Origin of the sequence: Microbacterium meiriae (genome assembly GCF_032364335.1) — a bacterium.
GTDB lineage: Bacteria > Actinomycetota > Actinomycetes > Actinomycetales > Microbacteriaceae > Microbacterium > Microbacterium meiriae.
Genome location: NZ_CP133984.1, coordinates 1,420,109 through 1,437,863 on the forward strand (window position 1 = coordinate 1,420,109; position 17,755 = coordinate 1,437,863).

16 protein-coding genes and 1 tRNA gene are annotated in these 17,755 nt (G+C 70.4%); 10 read left to right on the forward strand and 7 right to left on the reverse strand.

Features of this window, described 5'->3' with window-relative positions; genetic code table 11:
* Positions 1-86: 86 nt before the first annotated feature.
* From RI211_RS06715 to RI211_RS06735, 5 genes are all read left to right on the forward strand, one after another.
* Positions 87-521 carry a DUF6325 family protein gene (locus RI211_RS06715; RefSeq protein ID WP_315637066.1) on the forward strand — a complete coding sequence of 145 codons (435 nt, stop codon included), beginning with the start codon at positions 87-89 and terminating at the stop codon, positions 519-521.
* 1 nt (position 522) lies between these two features.
* Positions 523-873 carry an SHOCT domain-containing protein gene (locus RI211_RS06720; protein ID WP_259955234.1) on the forward strand — a complete coding sequence of 117 codons (351 nt, stop codon included), beginning with the start codon at positions 523-525 and terminating at the stop codon, positions 871-873.
* Between the two features lie 29 nt (positions 874-902).
* The gene (locus RI211_RS06725) at positions 903-2,237 is read left to right on the forward strand and encodes a hypothetical protein (RefSeq protein ID WP_315637065.1); all 1,335 of its coding nucleotides are present in this window, start codon (positions 903-905) and stop codon (positions 2,235-2,237) included.
* 78 nt (positions 2,238-2,315) lie between these two features.
* Positions 2,316-4,649: an arylsulfatase gene (locus RI211_RS06730; RefSeq protein ID WP_315637064.1), complete on the forward strand. Its 2,334-nt coding sequence runs from the start codon at positions 2,316-2,318 to the stop codon at positions 4,647-4,649.
* Positions 4,650-4,683: 34 nt separating this feature from the next.
* Positions 4,684-5,577: a formylglycine-generating enzyme family protein gene (locus RI211_RS06735; protein WP_315637063.1), complete on the forward strand. Its 894-nt coding sequence runs from the start codon at positions 4,684-4,686 to the stop codon at positions 5,575-5,577.
* Between the two features lie 19 nt (positions 5,578-5,596).
* Here the strand turns inward: RI211_RS06735 and RI211_RS06740 are convergent, their stop codons facing one another.
* Positions 5,597-6,529 carry an HAD family hydrolase gene (locus RI211_RS06740; protein ID WP_315637062.1) on the reverse strand — a complete coding sequence of 311 codons (933 nt, stop codon included), beginning with the start codon at positions 6,527-6,529 and terminating at the stop codon, positions 5,597-5,599.
* A gap of 158 nt (positions 6,530-6,687) precedes the next feature.
* Here RI211_RS06740 and RI211_RS06745 point away from each other — a divergent pair, with 158 nt between their 5' ends.
* The 4 genes from RI211_RS06745 (at position 6,688) to RI211_RS06760 (ending at position 11,630) form a co-directional block, all read left to right on the forward strand.
* On the forward strand, positions 6,688-6,897 hold the full coding sequence (locus RI211_RS06745; protein ID WP_025103117.1) for a heavy-metal-associated domain-containing protein: 210 nt from the start codon (positions 6,688-6,690) through the stop codon (positions 6,895-6,897).
* Positions 6,897-9,152: a heavy metal translocating P-type ATPase gene (locus tag RI211_RS06750; RefSeq protein WP_315637061.1), complete on the forward strand. Its 2,256-nt coding sequence runs from the start codon at positions 6,897-6,899 to the stop codon at positions 9,150-9,152. Before RI211_RS06745 ends, RI211_RS06750 begins: the two co-directional genes overlap by 1 nt.
* Positions 9,153-9,175: 23 nt before the next feature.
* Positions 9,176-9,436 (forward strand): YHS domain-containing protein, encoded by a 261-nt coding sequence (locus RI211_RS06755; RefSeq protein ID WP_187663793.1) that lies wholly within the window; start codon positions 9,176-9,178, stop codon positions 9,434-9,436.
* Between the two features lie 67 nt (positions 9,437-9,503).
* Positions 9,504-11,630 carry a heavy metal translocating P-type ATPase gene (locus RI211_RS06760; protein WP_315637060.1) on the forward strand — a complete coding sequence of 709 codons (2,127 nt, stop codon included), beginning with the start codon at positions 9,504-9,506 and terminating at the stop codon, positions 11,628-11,630.
* 29 nt (positions 11,631-11,659) lie between these two features.
* Here the strand turns inward: RI211_RS06760 and RI211_RS06765 are convergent, their stop codons facing one another.
* The 6 genes from RI211_RS06765 to RI211_RS06790 form a co-directional block, all read right to left on the reverse strand.
* Positions 11,660-12,226: a hypothetical protein gene (locus tag RI211_RS06765; RefSeq protein ID WP_315637059.1), complete on the reverse strand. Its 567-nt coding sequence runs from the start codon at positions 12,224-12,226 to the stop codon at positions 11,660-11,662.
* Positions 12,227-12,228: 2 nt separating this feature from the next.
* The gene (locus RI211_RS06770; protein ID WP_268776494.1) at positions 12,229-13,377 is read right to left on the reverse strand and encodes a zinc-dependent alcohol dehydrogenase; all 1,149 of its coding nucleotides are present in this window, start codon (positions 13,375-13,377) and stop codon (positions 12,229-12,231) included.
* 100 nt (positions 13,378-13,477) lie between these two features.
* Positions 13,478-14,764, reverse strand: a complete 1,287-nt coding sequence (gene nhaA / locus RI211_RS06775; protein WP_315637058.1) for a Na+/H+ antiporter NhaA — start codon at positions 14,762-14,764, stop codon at positions 13,478-13,480.
* 61 nt (positions 14,765-14,825) lie between these two features.
* A complete protein-coding gene (locus tag RI211_RS06780) occupies positions 14,826-14,999 on the reverse strand; it encodes a hypothetical protein (RefSeq protein WP_164498170.1) in 174 nt (57 codons plus the stop codon).
* A 97-nt stretch (positions 15,000-15,096) separates the two neighbouring features.
* A tRNA-Arg gene (locus RI211_RS06785) sits at positions 15,097-15,169 on the reverse strand.
* A gap of 16 nt (positions 15,170-15,185) precedes the next feature.
* Positions 15,186-15,995: an SGNH/GDSL hydrolase family protein gene (locus RI211_RS06790; protein WP_315637057.1), complete on the reverse strand. Its 810-nt coding sequence runs from the start codon at positions 15,993-15,995 to the stop codon at positions 15,186-15,188.
* Positions 15,996-16,088: 93 nt separating this feature from the next.
* On the opposite strand from RI211_RS06790, the gene argS reads away from it, so the two are divergent.
* The gene (argS, locus tag RI211_RS06795) at positions 16,089-17,753 is read left to right on the forward strand and encodes an arginine--tRNA ligase (protein ID WP_315637056.1); all 1,665 of its coding nucleotides are present in this window, start codon (positions 16,089-16,091) and stop codon (positions 17,751-17,753) included.
* Positions 17,754-17,755 lie beyond the last annotated feature (2 nt).

A 17,755-nucleotide genomic window follows, 5' to 3' on the forward strand; every position in this document is an offset into this window, starting at 1 on the left:
GTACCCCCTCTCACCCGGAGCGGGTGAGAGGGGTTACGTGCCCCGCGGTCGCGGTGCCATCCTGTTGCCGGACGAAGGGTGGCGACATGGAGGAGTTCCGATTCGGGCCCGTCGAGTTCTACCTCGTGGGCTTCGACGGCGACCGGCCGGACCCGGCGACGTTCGGGGCGCTGACCGACCTCGTATCGAGCGGCGTCGTGCGCGTGCTGGACTTCGTGCTGGTGACGAGGACGGCGGACGGGGAGCTCGACATCCTCGAACTGGACGAGGGCGACGGGTCCCTGGCGCTCGGCGGGCTCGAGCCGATCGTCGCCGGACTCGCGAGTGAGGACGACGTCCTCGCCCTGGCGGAGGTCGTGCCACCGGGACGATCCGCGGCCGTGGTGGTCCTGGAGCTCCTGTTCGCCCGGACCCTGGCGCAGGATGTCGCCGCCGCGGGAGGCCAGGTGCTGCGCACCGAGCGCATTCCGGCTCCCGTCGTGAACGCCGTGATGGACATCCTCGAACAGGAAGGTGAATGACATGCCCTTGCGGAGATTCGGCCGGCCGGGGCTCATCGGTCTCGCCGCACGGACCGCGGTGGTCGCCGGAACGGCGACCGCGGTGCAGGGAGCCGCCATGCGGCACCAGGAGCGCCGCGCGCAGAGCGAGTACGAGCAGCAGCAGTATGAGGCCGCTCAGCAACAGGCCCAGATGGACGACGCGGCCCGCACCGCTGCTGCGCGGTATGCGCCGCCGGCGTCCCCGCCGGCCGCGCCGCCCGCACCGGCGGACGACCTGATCGCCAAGCTGCAGGAGCTCGGGTCGCTGAAGGCCTCCGGTGTGCTGACGGAGGAGGAGTTCACCGCGGCGAAGCAGAAGCTGCTGGGCTGAGCGCCCGCGACGATCGAGACGAGGCGCCCATGAGCGAGATCGACGATCTGCGGGAACGATTGCGCGCGCTGGAGCAGGAGAACGAGGAGCTGCGTCGCCCTCGACGCCGGGTCTCGGCCCGGAGCATCATCGCCGGGATCGTGCTCGTCGTCGCAGTGCTCCTCGCACCGATCGCGGCGATGGGGACGGGGGCGCGGCTGCAGCTCGTCGATGCGGATCGGTTCGTCGCGACGTTCGCTCCACTGGCCCAGGACCCGGACGTCCAGGACTTCGTCGCCGATCAGGTGACGACCGCCATCAATGAGCAGGTCGACCTGGATGCGGTGGTCGGAGAGCTCTTCGATGGGCTGCGCGCCCTTGATCTGCCGCCCCGTGCCACAGCCGCCCTCGGGCTCCTGGAAGCACCGGCCGCGTCCGGGCTGTCGTCGCTGATCGACGGTGTCGTGCACGAGGTGGTGTCGTCGCCGCAGTTCGCCGACATCTGGGCGGAGTCGCTGCGCTTCACGCATGAGCGTGCCGTCGCGATCCTCCAGGACGACCCGGGCACCGCACTGCAGCTGAGCGACGACGGCGTGCTCTCGGTGGACGTGGGGGCGGTCGTGGAACGCGTCAAGGAAGCTCTCGCCGAGCGTGGGGCCGGCGTGGCCGACCTCATCCCCGTGATCGATCGCACCATCCCGGTGGTGCAGGCGGACGCCCTCGCGTTGGTGCGCACGGTCTACCAGATCGCGGTGGCCGCAGGGTTCTGGTTGCCCTGGGTCGTGCTCGGCCTCGTCGTGCTCGGCGTGCTGCTGGCGGTGGACCGGCCGCGGGCGCTGTTCTGGACGAGCGCGGGCTTCGCCGTCGTCTTCCTGCTCCTCGCCGCGGGGATGGGGATCGGACGCGGGTTCTTCGTCAGCGCCGTCCGTCCGTCCATCATGACGGCGGCTGCGGCCGAATCCCTCTTCGATCAGCTCACGGCGCTCCTCGGGTCCACCATCGTCGCCCTCGCTCTCGTCGGCGTGCTCATCGCGCTCTGGGCCTGGCTGGCCGGATCGAGCCGCAGCGCCTCGACGGTGCGCGGTGCGACCGAGAGCGGCTTCGGGGCGCTGCGCGAGGCGGCGGAGGCTCGGGGGATATCCACGGGACGATTCGGGCGGGCGGTCGACCGCTATCGGGGCGCGATCCTCATCGCGGGGATGGCGATCGGTGTGCTCATCCTCGTGGCGACGCGCCCTGTGACCTTCGGTGCCGTCGTCGGCGTGGCGATCGGCGTCCTCGTGCTGACGGTCCTCGTGGAACTGCTGCGCCGCCTGGACTCCGCAGCGGATGAGACGGACGAGCCGGTCGAGGACGACGCCGCTGAGATCACCCTTCCCGGGTGAGGACCGTTGTCCACAGGGACGCCGGCTCGGGAGACTCGTGCCGAGGAGCGCGGACGCGCCCTGAACGAAGGAGAGACGATGTCGGAATTCAACGCAGACTTCTCGGGCGAGATCACGCTGGACGTCCGCGACTCCCGTCCCGACTGGTCGCCGTACGAGCTGCGGAAGGCGCCGGACGGAGCACCGAACGTCCTCGTCGTGCTCTACGACGACACCGGGCTCGCCTCCTGGTCGCCGTACGGCGGTCGCATCGCGATGCCGACCATGGATCGTCTGGCCGCCGGGGGCCTCACCTACACGCAGTGGCACACCACGGCGCTGTGCTCGCCGACGCGGTCCACCATGCTCACGGGGCGCAACCACCACGTCAATCGCGCCGGCGTGATCATGGAGGGCACCAACGGCTTCCCGGGCTTCGCGGGACGGCTCCCGGCGGAGTGCGCGACGATCGGGCAGGTGCTGCAGGAGAACGGCTACAGCACGTTCTGGCTCGGCAAAGACCACAACGTCCCGGAGGAGGACATCGCGCCGGGAGGCAGCCGCTCGATGTGGCCGCTGCAGCTCGGGTTCGACCGGTTCTACGGCTTCCTCGGTGGCGAGACGAACAACTGGTACCCCGATCTCGTCGAGGACAACCACTTCATCGAGCAGCCGTACCGCCCGGAGGACGGGTATCACCTGTCGAAGGATCTCGCCGACCAGGCGCTCGCGATGATCCGGAACCAGCAGGCTTCGAACCCCTCGAAGCCCTGGTACATGTGGTTCTGTCCCGGCGCGAACCACGCTCCGCACCACGCGCCGCAGGAGTACATCGACAAGTACAAGGGTGCTTTCGACGACGGCTACGACGCCTATCGCGAGTGGGTGCTCGCCCGCATGATCGAGAAGGGCGTGCTGCCGGAGGGCACGCGGCTGACGCCGTTCAATCCGCTGCCGGAGGACGCGGCGAACCCGGCCGACCACGTGCGCCCGTGGGCGGAGCTGAACGACGACGAGCGGAGGCTGTTCGCCCGCATGGCGGAGGTGTTCGCGGGCTTCTCCGAGTACACGGATGCCCAGGTCGGTCGGATCGTGGACTACCTGGAGGAGACGGGGCAGCTGGACAACACGATCATCTTCTACTGCGCCGACAACGGCGCCTCGGGGGAGGGATCACCGGACGGCTCCGTGAACGAGAACAAGTTCTTCAACGGCTACCCCGACGATCTCGCCGAGAACCTCGCGATGATCGACACCCTCGGCTCCGCCGACACCTACAACCACTATCCGACCGGGTGGGCGGCCGCGTTCTCCACGCCGTTCCAGATGTTCAAGCGCTACTCCCAGTACTCCGGCGGCACCTGCGACCCGATGGTTGTGCACTGGCCGAAGGGGATCGCGGCGAAGGGGGAGCTGCGCCACCAGTACCACCACTCGGTGGACGTCGTGGCGACAGTGCTCGACGTCATCGGCATCGAGATGCCGGAGTCCTACCGTGGGGTGCCGCAGAGACCGCTCGACGGCGTCTCGATGAAGTCGTCCTTCGACGCGGCGCCGGACGGTCCGACGCAGAAGACGGTGCAGTACTACTCGATGCTCGGCACGAGGGGCATCTGGAAGGACGGCTGGAAGGCCGCCGCCGTACACGCGCCGCTGAGCGGCAAGGGCCACTTCGACGACGACGTGTGGGAGCTGTACCACGTGGCGGAGGACCGTTCCGAGTCGAACGACCTCGCCGCGACCCACCCGGAGAAGCTGCAGGAGCTCATCACCGCATGGTTCGCCGAGGCGGAGGCGAACTTCGCCCTTCCGCTCGATGACCGCTCCGCTCGCGACATCCTGACGGTCCCGCGGCCCCAGGCCGAGTCGCCCCGGGATCGCTATGTGTACTTCCCCGGCACCGCCGCGGTACCGGAGAGCGTCGCGGTGAACGTCCGAGGGCGCTCCTACAAGATCATCGCCGACGTCGTGCTCGACGAGGGTGCCGAGGGCGTGCTCTTCGCGCACGGCTCGCGCTTCGGCGGGCACTCCCTGTTCCTCAAGGACGACAGGCTCGTCTACGTGTACAACTTCCTCGGCATCCCGCCGGAGCAGTCGTTCACCTCGGACGAGCTCACCCCCGGCCCGCATACCCTCGGCGTGGAGTTCGTCCGCGAGGGGGCGGGGGAGCACGGCGAGTCCGTCGGCACGACCACGCTGTACGTCGACGATCGCGCGGTGGCGTCAGGTCCGATGCGGGCGCAGGTCGGGAAGTTCACGCTCTGCGGCGACGGGCTCTGCGTCGGGTGGGACAGCGCCGACCCGGTGAGCGCGCAGTACCGCAACCCGTTCCCGTTCACCGGCGGCAAGCTCCTGGGCGTGGCGGTGGACGTGAGCACGGAGCAGTATCTCGATATGGAACTCGAGGCAGCGGCGATGCTGTCGCGCGAGTGATCGACCGGAGCGGGCCGAGGCCTAGCATGAGGGCATGACGGCGATGATCGAGGTCCCCGGCGGCACGCTCCTCATGGGGTCGGACGAGTTCTACCCGGAGGAGGGGCCCGTCCACGAGCGGCGCGTGGAGCCGTTCACGCTGGACGAGCATCCCGTGACCAATCGCCAGTACGCGGCCTTCATCGAGGACACCGGCTACGTCACGATCGCCGAGCGGCCGATGGACCCTGCCGACTACCCAGGCGTGCACCCGGACGACCTCGTCCCCGGTGCCATGGTCTTCACGCCGACACGCGGTCCCGTCGACCTTCGCGACTGGCGTCAGTGGTGGCGGTGGGAGCCCGGGGCGTCCTGGCGGCACCCCTTCGGGCCGACCTCGTCGATCGATGACCGTCTCGATCATCCGGTCGTGCAGGTCGCGTACCCCGATGCCGTCGCCTACGCCGCGTGGGCCGGCAGGCGCCTGCCCACCGAGGCGGAGTGGGAATGGGCGGCGCGCGGTGGCCTCGTCGGTGCCCGCTTCGCCTGGGGGGAGGACACGAAGCCGGACGGCACCCTCATGGCGGATACCTGGCAGGGTGCCTTCCCGTACCGGAACGATGGCGCCGACGGGTGGATCGGCACCGCTCCGGTGGCCTCGTTCCCCGCCAACGGCTACGGCCTGCACGACATGATCGGCAACGTGTGGGAATGGACGGCGGACTACTGGACGCAACGACATGTACCGCCGGGAGCCGTGGGCGTCGAGGCGGGACATCGCGCGAGCCTGCTGTCCTCCGAACCCGGGTCGCCCATCCCGCGCCGCGTGCTCAAGGGCGGCTCGCACCTCTGCGCTCCGGAGTACTGCCTCCGCTACCGCCCTGCGGCGCGATCGGCGCAGGCAGAGGACACCGCCATGACCCACATCGGCTTCCGCTGCGCCCTCTGACCGCCCGGCACCGCCCGACTCAGGCGCGGTCGGGGAACACGGACGCCCAGTCGTCCTTGACGCTGACCACGGTGTAGCCGCGGTCGTCGGCAGCGCGCAGGGCCTTCTCGGCTCCCGTGTCGTAGGGGGTGTCGTCGCGGCCCGCGTCGTCGTGATGGATCAGCAGCGCGAGTCCGCGGCGAGGGCCGCCGTGCGCGAAGTCGAGCATGGGCATGTCCCCGTTGGAGTTGCCGGCGGCGAGCAGCGGACGCCGACCGATCCGGCTCCAGATCCGCACCGGTTTCTCCGGACCGTCGTCGAAGAACGCCAGGGCGGACGAGTAGCGGACGCTGGCATCCTTCTCGTCGTAGGTGAGCCCGAGCGCCGAGCCGATCACGCGCTCAGGAGGGACGCCGTAGTTCGCCTGGGTCATCGGCCGCATGAAGTCGCGCTCGCCGCCGGAGACGATGTAGCAGGTGAAGCCATGGGCTTCGAGGTAGCGCAGCAGCTCCACCATCGGCGTGTACACGGAATCCGCGTACGGGCGACCGAGGATCGGGTGCTGCGCGGAGCGGTAGAACTCCGTGACCGAACGGGCGTAGTCCTCCACGCTGACACCGTCGGTCAGCCCCAGGAGCGCCTGGATGATGACGCCGAGGTCGGAGTCGTCGCCGGCGTAGTGCTTGTCGATCGCGGTGCCGAGCCAGGCGAGGTCACCGGTCACCGCCGCACGGTACGGCTGGTTCTCGGCGAGGGACGGGTCGCGGGTGGCCGCCTCGCGCCAGCGCTCGACCACGTAGTGCAGCTGGGCGGGCATGGGCTTCTCCGACCACAGTGTGCCGTCGTTGTCGAACACGGCGATCCGTTCTTCGACGGGGACGGCCTCCGGGCCGGTGGTCGCGGCGGCGACGAACGCCTCGATGGCGCGGCGCGTGGTGGTGTCCCGCCAGGATGACAGGGGAGTGGAGTCCATGACCGCGATCCTCCCAGGCGCGGCGTCGGATGCCGAGCGTCCCTCACCCGGAGCGGACGAGTCCCGCTGCCGCCCGGGCGTGCGGGAATACCCGCGGAGGGTATAAGGTTGTGCCGAAGGAGTACCCCAGGGGGGTATCCCGAGGAAAGGAAAGCACGATGAGCACGAGCGAGTACCAGGTCACCGGAATGACGTGCGGCCACTGCGAGATGGCGATCCGCGACGAGGTGTCGCGCATCCCCGGTGTAGAGGGTATCGATGTCAGCGCGCAGAGCGGGAGACTCGTGGTGCGCAGCTCCGCCCCCGTCGACGACACGGCTGTGCTGGCCGCCGTGGACGAGGCGGGCTACCAGGCGGTCCGGTCCTGATGGGCACCCCATCCGCGACCAGCGTGGAGCTGGAGATCGGCGGCATGACCTGCGCGTCGTGCGCGATGCGGATCGAGAAGAAGCTCAATCGTCTCGACGGCGTCACCGCCACCGTGAACTACGCGACCGAGAAGGCAAGCGTCACGGTGCCGGCGGGCGTCGACACCGCCCTGCTCATCGCCGAGGTCGAGAAGACCGGCTACACCGCCGTCGTCCCCGCGCCTCCCGCGCCGGAGGGTGCGCAGCCCGACGGAGAGCAGCCGGATCCGGAGCTCACCGCGCTGCGGCAGCGGCTGATCGCCGCCGTCGTGCTCACCGTCCCGGTCATCGCGATGGCGATGATCCCGGCGCTCCAGTTCACGTACTGGCAGTGGCTGTCGCTCGCGCTCGCGGGACCCGTGATCGTGTGGGCGGCCTGGCCGTTCCACAAGGCGGCCTGGATCAACCTCCGGCACGGTGCGGCCACGATGGACACGCTCATCTCGATGGGCACGCTCGCCGCGCTGCTGTGGTCGCTGTACGCGCTCTTCTTCGGCACCGCCGGGATGCCCGGTATGACGCATCCGTTCGAGCTGACCGTGGCGCCCAGCGACGGTGCTGCCAACATCTACCTCGAGGTCGGAGCCGGGGTGACCACGTTCATCCTCGCCGGGCGCTACTTCGAGAAGCGCTCGAAGCGGCAGGCCGGCGCGGCGCTCCGCGCGCTGCTGGAACTCGGCGCGAAGGAGGTCGCCGTGCTCCGCGACGGCGTCGAGACGCGGATCCCGACGACCGAGCTGCGGGTCGGGGACCAGTTCGTCGTGCGTCCAGGGGAGAAGATCGCCACCGACGGTGTCGTGGTCGGCGGCACATCCGCGGTCGACGCCTCCATGCTGACCGGTGAGTCGGTGCCCGTGGAGGTCGGCGCGGCCGATGCCGTCACCGGAGCCACGGTGAACGCCGGCGGACGGCTGGTGGTCCGCGCGACCCGGGTCGGCTCCGACACCCAGCTCGCGCAGATGGCGCGGCTGGTGGAGGACGCGCAGACCGGGAAGGCCGAGGTCCAGAGGCTCGCGGACAAGGTCTCCGGGATCTTCGTGCCGATCGTGATCGTCATCGCCCTCGGCACGCTGGTGGCCTGGCTGGCGGCCGGATTCCCTGCGTCCGCCGCCTTCACCGCCGCGGTCGCGGTGCTCATCATCGCCTGCCCCTGCGCGCTGGGTCTGGCCACGCCGACCGCCCTGCTCGTCGGCACCGGTCGCGGCGCCCAGATGGGCATCCTCATCAAGGGCCCCGAGGTGCTGGAGTCGACCAGGAAGGTCGACACGATCGTGCTCGACAAGACGGGGACGGTCACCTCCGGTCGCATGACGCTGACCGCGGTGCACACCGACGACGGGGTGGAGCGCGAGGAGCTGCTGCGGCTGGCCGGCGCCCTCGAAGACGCCTCCGAGCACCCGATCGCTCAGGCTGTAGCGGCCGCGGCCACCCGCGAACTCGGCGCCCTGCCGGCCGTCGAGGAGTTCGGGAACATCGAGGGCAAGGGTGTCCAGGGCATCGTGGACGGTCACGCCGTCGTCGTGGGACGCACCTCGCTGCTCGCCGACTGGTCGCAGCACCTGTCCGCAGGGCTGAGCGCGGCCACGGCCGAGGCGGAGGCTCAGGGCAAGACCGCGATCGCGGTGGGCTGGGATGGCCGGGCCCGCGGAGTGCTCGTCGTCGCCGATACGGTCAAGGCCACGAGTGCGGAGGCGGTGGCGCAGCTCCGCGCACTCGGGCTGACCCCCGTCCTGCTCACCGGTGACAACCGCGCGGTGGCGGAGCAGATCGCACGCGAGGTCGGGATCACCGAGGTGATCGCCGAGGTGCTGCCCCAGGGCAAGGTCGACGTCGTGCGCCGGCTTCAGGACGAGGGCAAGGTCGTCGCGATGGTCGGGGACGGCGTGAACGACGCGGCGGCCCTCGCGCAGGCGGACCTCGGGATGGCGATGGGGACCGGAACCGACGCGGCGATCGAGGCGAGCGACATCACCCTCGTCCGCGGCGACCTCCGCAGTGCCGCCGACGCGATCCGCCTGTCCCGCCGCACGCTCGGCACGATCAAGGGCAACCTGTTCTGGGCCTTCGCCTACAACGTCGCGGCGATCCCGCTCGCGGCGCTCGGCCTGCTCAACCCCATGCTCGCCGGTGCGGCGATGGCGTTCTCCAGCGTCTTCGTCGTCGGCAACAGCCTCCGCCTGCGGTCCTTCCGCAGCAGGGCGGTGGACACCCCGTGAACGAACGACAGAGGAGCACCGACATGTCCGATTCCCCCGCAGGATCCTGCTGCAGCGTCCCGCGCCAGAGCGGCGTCTCCGCCGACGGGCGCACCGACCTGCTCGCCGTGCCGGCCGAGGGCATGGCCGAATGCCCGGTGATGGCCGGAACACCCGTGGTGATCGCGACCGCCGAGGCCGCGGGCCTGTACCGCGACCACGAGGGCACGCGCTACTACTTCTGCTGCGCGGGCTGCGGGCCGGCGTTCGACGCCGATCCCGCGAAGTACACCAGGGCGGCCTGAGTCCCCATCCGTGCGGGGCCGCGACAGAACCGGCCCCGCACGGCATCATCGACGTTGGAGGGAAGACATGAGCACCTCGCACCACGACCATTCCGCGCACGATCACTCCGCCGGAGCGGCGACCGGGACGCACACGGACCACTCCGCGCACACGGATCACTCCGGACACGCGGACCACTCCGGACACGGCGGCCACGCGGGACACGGCGGTCATGGCGACCACGTCGCCCAGTTCCGGCGGCTGTTCTGGATCATGCTCGTCCTCGCGGTCCCCACCGTGCTGCTCTCGGGCATGTTCGCGATGATCCTCGGCTACCCGCTCCCCGACATCCCGGGCCTGGCATGGGTGTCGCCGGTCCTCGGCACCGTCATGTACGTGTGGGGAGGGAAGCCGTTCCTCACCGGCGCCGTCAGCGAGATCCGTGCGCGGAAGCCCGGGATGATGCTGCTCATCGGTCTCGCGATCACCGTGGCGTTCGTCGCCTCGTGGGGAGCGAGCCTCGGCCTCCTGCACCACGAGCTCGACTTCTGGTGGGAGCTCGCCCTGCTGATCGTCATCATGCTGCTGGGGCACTGGATCGAGATGCGGTCGCTCGCGCAGACCACCTCCGCCCTCGACTCGCTGGCCGCCCTCCTGCCGGACGAGGCGGAGCGCGTCGAGGGCGATCAGGTCGTGCGCGTCTCTCCCTCGGACCTCCGCGTGGGAGACGTCGTGGTGGTGCGCCCCGGCGGCAGCATCCCCGCGGACGGTCGCATCGTCGACGGCCGCGCCTCGATGGACGAGTCCATGGTGACGGGGGAGTCCCGTACGGTCACCCGCGCGACCGGCGACCCCGTGACCGCGGGCACCGTCGCCACCGACTCCGGGCTGCGCGTGGAGATCACCGCGACCGGCGACGACACGACGCTCGCGGGGATCCAGCGGCTCGTCACGGAAGCGCAGAACTCCTCGTCTCGCGCGCAGCGCCTCGCCGACACGGCCGCGGGCTGGCTGTTCTGGTTCGCGTTGGGTGCCGCCGTGATCACCGCCGTCGTGTGGAGCGCCGTCGGTCTGCCGGATGACGCCGTGATCCGCACGATCACCGTCCTCGTGATCGCCTGCCCGCACGCACTGGGGCTGGCCATCCCGCTCGTCGTGTCGATCGCGACCGAGCGTGCGGCGCGCGGCGGCGTCCTCGTGAAGGACCGGCTCGCCCTGGAGAGCATGCGCACCGTCGACACCGTGCTGTTCGACAAGACCGGCACCCTGACCAAGGGCGAGCCTGTCGTGTCCGAGGTGTCGGTGGCCGGCGCGGAGACCGCGGACGAGGTGCTGGCGCTCGCCGCGGCCGCCGAGGCCGACAGCGAGCATCCGCTGGCGAAGGCCATCGTGCGCGCTGCGCGCGACAAGGAGCTCCCGGTGCCGGCCAGCCGCGACTTCTCGTCTTCTCCTGCGGTCGGTGTGACCGCGACGGTGGACGGAGCCGTGATCCGGGTCGGCGGCCCGCATCTGCTCACGGAGGAGGACGCCCAGGAGCTCCCCGTCGCGGAGGGCTGGCGTGCAGACGGTGCGATCATCCTGCACGTGCTGCGGGACGGCCAGGTCGTCGGGGCGCTCAAGCTCGCGGACGAGGTGCGTCCGGAGTCGCGGGACGCGGTCGATGCGTTGCATGCGCTCGGCGTCCAGGTCGTGATGATCACCGGTGACGCGGAGGCCGTCGCGCACACCGTCGCGGCGGACCTCGGCATCGACCGCGTGTTCGCCGGCGTCCGGCCGGAGGACAAGGCGGCGAAGGTGCAGGAGTTGCAGCGCGAGGGCCGCAAGGTCGCGATGGTGGGAGACGGCGTGAACGATGCGCCCGCCCTCGCCCAGGCCGACGTGGGTCTCGCGATCGGTGCAGGGACCGACGTGGCGATCGCGTCCGCGGGGGTCATCCTCGCGGGCGACGACCCCCGCGCCGTGCTGTCGGTCATCGAGCTGTCCCGTGCCTCGTACCGGAAGATGAAGCAGAACCTCTGGTGGGCGGCGGGGTACAACCTGCTCTCCGTGCCGCTCGCCGCGGGGGTGCTCGCGCCGATCGGCTTCGTGCTGCCGATGTCCGTGGGTGCGGTGCTGATGTCGCTGTCGACGATCGTGGTGGCCCTCAACGCGCAGCTGCTGCGGCGGCTCGACCTCCGTCCGGAGGTCGTCACCGCAGAGATCCTGCAGCGCTGAGCCTCACACGCCGCCGTCTCGGTCCCGGCTCAGTGCCGGCGGCCGAGGCGGCGGAGAGCGCGGACGCTCAGGACCACCGTCAGCACCCAGGGCCCGACGACGATGATCGGGTCGAGCCACGTGTGCCGGAGATCGATGCGGCCTCGTCCGAACCGTGATGCGAGCGGACGGTGACGGGGCTCCGCGAGGACGCCGGTCTGGGTGATCGGATCGTCCGGTCGCCGGGTCACCAGGGAGCGGGCGTGCGCCGTCACGGCGTCCACACGGTCTCCCAGGACGAGCAGCAGCCAGCGGGTGTTCTTCGTCTCGCTGAACCGGTCGTAGGCCACGCGCCGGATGGCTCCGGACACGCCGTGCAACGGCTGCGCGGTGCCCCAGACCGGGGGCAGCAGGCCGTGTTCGATCGAGCGCTCGCGGCCGCGGTCGGGGCCCTGACGTTCCGGGAGGTCCCAATGGGCGCCCGTGTCGCCGACATCGTCCAGCTGCTGCCAGGTGCGGCGGTGCTCGGGGGCGAGGTCGGCGCCCCAGCCCGGGATCCGGGCGCGCAGCTCGTCGGGGGTCGGCGCGGGGACGGGTCGAGATCCTTCGTACGGCATGGTCATTCCTCTCCGACGACGATGAGCGGCTTGATGCAGTCGTCGAGCTTGGACGAGAACACGTGGTAGGCCTCGGCGATGTGCTCCAGGGGGAAGCGATGGGTGAGCAGCTCGGACGGACGGATGTGCCCCGCCTGGATGTGTTCGAGCAGTCGCGGCCACTGCCTCTTCACGGGAGCCTGATTGCCGCGCACCGTGAGTCCCTTGTTGACGATGTCCCCGAGACGGACGGAGGTGACCAGCGGCCCGTAAGCCCCGAGGATCGAGACCGTCCCTCCCTTGCGCGCGCTGTCGATGGCCCAGTTCACGGCGACGGGGGAGCCGCCCTGCAGCTTCAGTTTCGCGCCGGTCACGTGCTGGACGACGCTGCCGTCCGCCTCCGCGCCGACCGCGTCGATCACCACGTCGGCGCCGAGGTAGCCGGTCGCCTTCTTCAGGGCGAGGACGATGTCACCGACCTCATGGAGGTGCATCGTCTCGGCGAAGGCGAACTGCCTGGCCTTCTCGAGCCGGTAGTCGAGGTGGTCGACGACGATGACGCGTCCCGCGCCGAGGAACCAGGCCGAGCGCGCGGCGGCGAGGCCGACGGGACCGGCGCCGAACACGACCACCGTGTCCCCTTCGGCGATGTCACCCTGCTGAGCACCGAAGTAGCCCGTGGAGAACGCGTCTGTGAGCAGCAGCGCATCCTCCGAGGCGAGCCATTCCGGGATCACCGACGGGCCGACATCGGCGAACGGCACACGGACGCGCTCGGCCTGCCCGCCGTCGTACCCGCCTGTCGTGTGCGAGTAGCCGTAGATCCCGCCGACGGCGGTCGCGTTCGGGTTCACGTTGTGGCAGTTCGAGAAGAGGCCGCGACGGCAGAAGTAGCACGACCCGCAGTAGATGTTGAAGGGCACCATCACCCGGTCGCCAGGGCGCAGCGTCTCCACCGAGGAGCCCACCTCCTCCACCACCCCGACGATCTCGTGACCGAAGGTGTGCCCGATGCGGGTGTCGGGCATCATGCCGTGGAAGAGGTGGAGATCCGATCCGCAGACGGCAGCCCTCGTGACCCGCACGATGGCGTCGTTCGGATGCTGGATCGTCGGATCGGGTTTCTCCTCGACCCGGATCTTGTACGGTCCGCGGTAGGTCATCGCCTTCATCGGGTGCTCCTTCGCTGCGTCGGGGTGACCGACGCTAAGCACCGCCTCGAGGATCACTCAGGGCGTTGACGAACGGCGCAGGAGAGCGTAGAGCGGGTGCTCACCTCTCGGAGAGGGCCCCGGTCTCCGCACGCGCACGACGGCTGCGGGCCGCGAGCACCAGGCCACCGAGGACCGCGGCGAGGAGCGAGCCGACGAGGACGCCGATCTTCACGTGATCGTCCGCGACGCTGCTGCTGCCGTACGCGAGTTCGCCCACCAGCAGCGAGACCGTGAACCCGATGCCCGCGAGCAGGGACATGCCCGCGAGATCCGGCCAGCGCAGCGACTCATCGAGGCGCAGGGCCGGCACGCGGCTCAACAGGAAGGTCGTGAGCAGGATGCCGATGGGCTTCCCGAGCACGAGCCCCACGATGATCCCGATCGTGATCGGATCGGTCAGCGCCGAGACGAGGCCGTCCATGCCGCCGATCTCGACCCCGGCCGCGAAGAACGCGAACACCGGCACGGCGACGAGGGTCGCGACGATGCCCCAGCGGTCGGCGAAGTGCGCGGCGAGCCCGTCGTACACCGGGGCACCGTCGCCGTCCGTTCCGGTGCGCACCCGCGCGCGGTCCGTCGGGCGCACCGGCACCATGAAGCCGAGCAGCACGCCGGCGACCGTCGCGTGCACCCCCGAGGCGTGCACGAATGCCCACACGGCGAGAGCGAGGGGGAGCAGGATCCACCAGGATCGGATGCCGTTCTGCACGGCGAGCGCGAAGCCTGCGAGGGGGAGGAGCGCGAAGATCAGCCAGGGGAAGCTGATGGTCTCGGTGTAGAAGGTGGCGATGATCGTGATGGCGATCAGGTCGTCGATGATCGCGAGGGTCAGCAGGAACACCCGCAGGGCCGGCGGGAGGAACCGGCCGACCACGGCGAGCACGGCGATCGCGAACGCGATGTCCGTGGCCGTGGGGATCGCCCACCCGCGCAGCACGTCGGCGCCCGAGGCCGCGTTGATCGCGACGAACAGCAGGGCAGGGACGACCACGCCGCCGACCGCGGCGGCGATCGGAAGCGCGGCACGGCGCGGATCGCGCAGGCGCCCGGCGACGAACTCCTCCTTCAGTTCCAGACCGACGACGAAGAAGAACACCGCGAGGAGGCCGTCGGCGGCCCAGGCACCGACACTGAGCTCGAGGTGCCACTCCGGGATCCCGAAGCGGAAGTCCCTGATCGCCTCGTACCACGGGGCGGCGGGGGAGTTGGCGAGGATCAGGGCGGCGAGCGTGGCGGTCAGCAGCAGACCGCCGCCGAGCACGTCGCTGCGGGCGGTGGAGCGGATGCCGCGCCAGAGCTCATGCGGCGCGAGACGGAAACGGGCAGGGGACGACGAAGAAGACACAGGGATACCTCACGGCAGATGGATGGGTGACGCGATGTCGCCGCACCCGTCCGGGTGCGGCTTATCCCTGTGGCGGCGGGCAGCCGGCGATCTCGCCGTGCGAGAGGGTGCCCCAGACGCTCGTCCACCCGTTCGTGCCGGGGTGCAGCACCACGCGCATCCACTCCGTCATCGGCGTCGCGGACGACAGACGGCGCGGAGCGCGCGTCGAACCGGCGATGAGGAGGGAGGGCACGGATCCAGGCTACCGGTCCATGCGTCGGGGCTGCTGACGGGACCCTGGGCGCACGAGAAGAGGGACCGTCCGTCTGGACGATCCCTCTTGCTGTACGTGCCCCCGACAGGAGTCGAACCTGCGACCTACGGTACCGGAAACCGGCGCTCTATCCACTGAGCTACGGAGGCGTACCGATCGACAATATCACTCGTCGGGGGTGGTCTCCGACCCACCGGCCTCCGTGACCGGCGCGGCGCGCAGTTCGTCGAGCGCTGCGGCCAGCTTCTCCGCGAGGTAGCGGTGGCCGTCGGTGGACGGATGCTTGCGCCCGATCTCCACGTCGATGACGGCGAGATAGTTCTCGTCGGTGATCCAGTCCCGCTCGATCGGGGAGATGTACCACCAGCCGCGGGCCGAGGCGAGAGCCGCGAGGTCCCGATCGATCCGTGCCGTCTGCGCCCCGACCGGGAGCTCGTGCGGCGCGGGCCCGAGCACGACGATCGCCGCCTCCGGGTAGCGCGCCGTCAGCGCGTCCCATGCGGCGGTCACGGCGTCGCGATAGCCGGCCTCGCCCTGCGCCCGGTCGTTGATGGAGCCCTGGATGATGACGAGATCCGGGTCGAGGGCCGGGTCCAGTGCCGCGATGCGCTCGCCGAAGGTGGGGCCGTCGATGCCGGGCTTGAGGTAGCCGCTGCCCCGGACGCCGTCCACGATGGTCGTGCCGCGCAGGAGGTCGGCGAGCACGTACGCATACCCCAGGGTGGGGTCGGAGGCGGCCGAGCCGTAGGTCCAGGAATCACCGAAGACGAGGATGGTCGGCTCCTCCGGGAGCGCGAGCGGCGCGGGAGCGATCGCCGCGATGGATTCGTCTCCGGCTGCCGCGCCGACGGGGAGGGACGACGGCGCCGGAACCCAGGGGCGCCAGACTCCGAGGACCCCCGCGGCGACGGCGACGAGAAGAGCGGTGGCGACGCCCGCGATGCGCAGTCGACGAGAGGCGGCGGGGGCGTTCATGGCACGAGAGTAGATCACGGAACGCGGAACGCAAACTCTTCGCGACGAGGGGCGGCGGAGAGGGGCGGCGCGCCCCCGTAAACTGGGGAGTCTATGAATCCTGAAACGCTCGCCCACGCCCTCCTCGCCGTCCTCGCCCCCATCGCCGAGGAACGACGTCCGGGCGAGCCGTTCGACCTCTACGCCGCCGACATCGTGCTGGAGCGCCCGCGTAACCGCGACCACGGCGACTGGGCCTCGAACATCGCCATGCGCCTGGCCAAGCCCTTCGGCACGAACCCGCGTGAGCTCGCCCAGCAGATCGCCGACGGACTGGTCGATGTGGACGGCATCGCGAGCGTGGAGGTCGCCGGTCCGGGCTTCCTCAACATCCGTCTCGACGCCGCCGCCGCCGGTGCGCTCGCGAAGGTCATCGTCGACGCCGGTCCCGCCTACGGGACGAACTCCTCGCAGGAGGGCGTCAGCGTGAACGTCGAGTTCGTCTCGGCCAACCCCACCGGTCCTCTCCACATCGCGCACACGCGCTGGGCCGCCCTCGGCGACGCGATCGTGCGCCTGCTCCTCGCGAGCGGTGCCCGCGCGGTGCGTGAGTACTACATCAACGACGCGGGCGTGCAGATGGACCGCTTCGCCGCGTCCGTGCTGGCCGCGGCCAAGGGGGAGCCCACGCCGGATGGCGGCTACCCGGGGCAGTACATCGCGACGCTCGCCGGTCGCGTGCTCGAAGCGCGTCCCGACCTGCTCGATCTCCCGGAGGAGGAGCAGCTCACGGTCGCCCGCGAGCTCGGTTACGAGTACCAGCTCGCGGAGATCAAGAACTCGCTCGAGCGCTTCAACGTGCCGTTCGACGTGTGGTTCTCCGAGCGCACCCTCCACGCGAAGGACGCCTCGGGGTCGAGTCTGATCGACCAGGCCGTCGACCGTCTGCGCGAGCAGGGGCACGTGTTCGACGAGGACGGCGCTGTCTGGGTGCGCACGACGGACTTCGGCGATGACAAGGACCGTGTGATCCGCCGCTCGAACGGCGAGTACACGTACTTCGCCGCCGACGCCGCCTACTACCTGAACAAGGGCGACCGCGGCTTCCGCGACAAGATCTACCTTCTGGGCGCCGACCACCACGGCTACGTGCACCGCCTCAAGGCGGTTGCGGGGGCGGCGGGGGACGACCCCGCGAAGAACATCCAGGTGCTGATCGGCCAGATGGTCTCGATCAACGGCGCCCGCCTCAGCAAGCGTGCCGGCAACATCATCGAGATGGACGACCTGCTCGACTGGCTCGGCACGGACGCGCTGCGCTACTCGCTGGAGCGCTCGCCCGCCGACTCGCCGCTCGACCTCGACCCGGAGCTGCTGCAGAAGCGCACGAACGACAACCCGGTGTTCTACGTGCAGTACGCACACGCCCGTACCCACAACGTCGCGCGCAATGCCGCCGACTCCGGCGTCGACCGCTCCGTCTTCGCCCCGGAGACGCTCACGCACGAGAGCGAGGCGGCGCTGCTGGGCGCGCTCCAGGAGTTCCCCCGCATCGTCGCGTTCGCGGCCGAGGTGCGGGAGCCGCACCGCGTCGCGCGCTATCTGGAGGAGCTCGCCGGCCTGTACCACCGCTGGTACGACAACTGCCGGGTGATCCCGCTGAGCGAGGCCCCGGTGGAGGACGTGCACCGCACGCGCCTGTGGCTGAACGATGCCGCCGGCCAGGTCTTCCGCAACGGACTCGACCTGCTCGGCGTGTCCGCGCCCGAGCGCATGTAGGA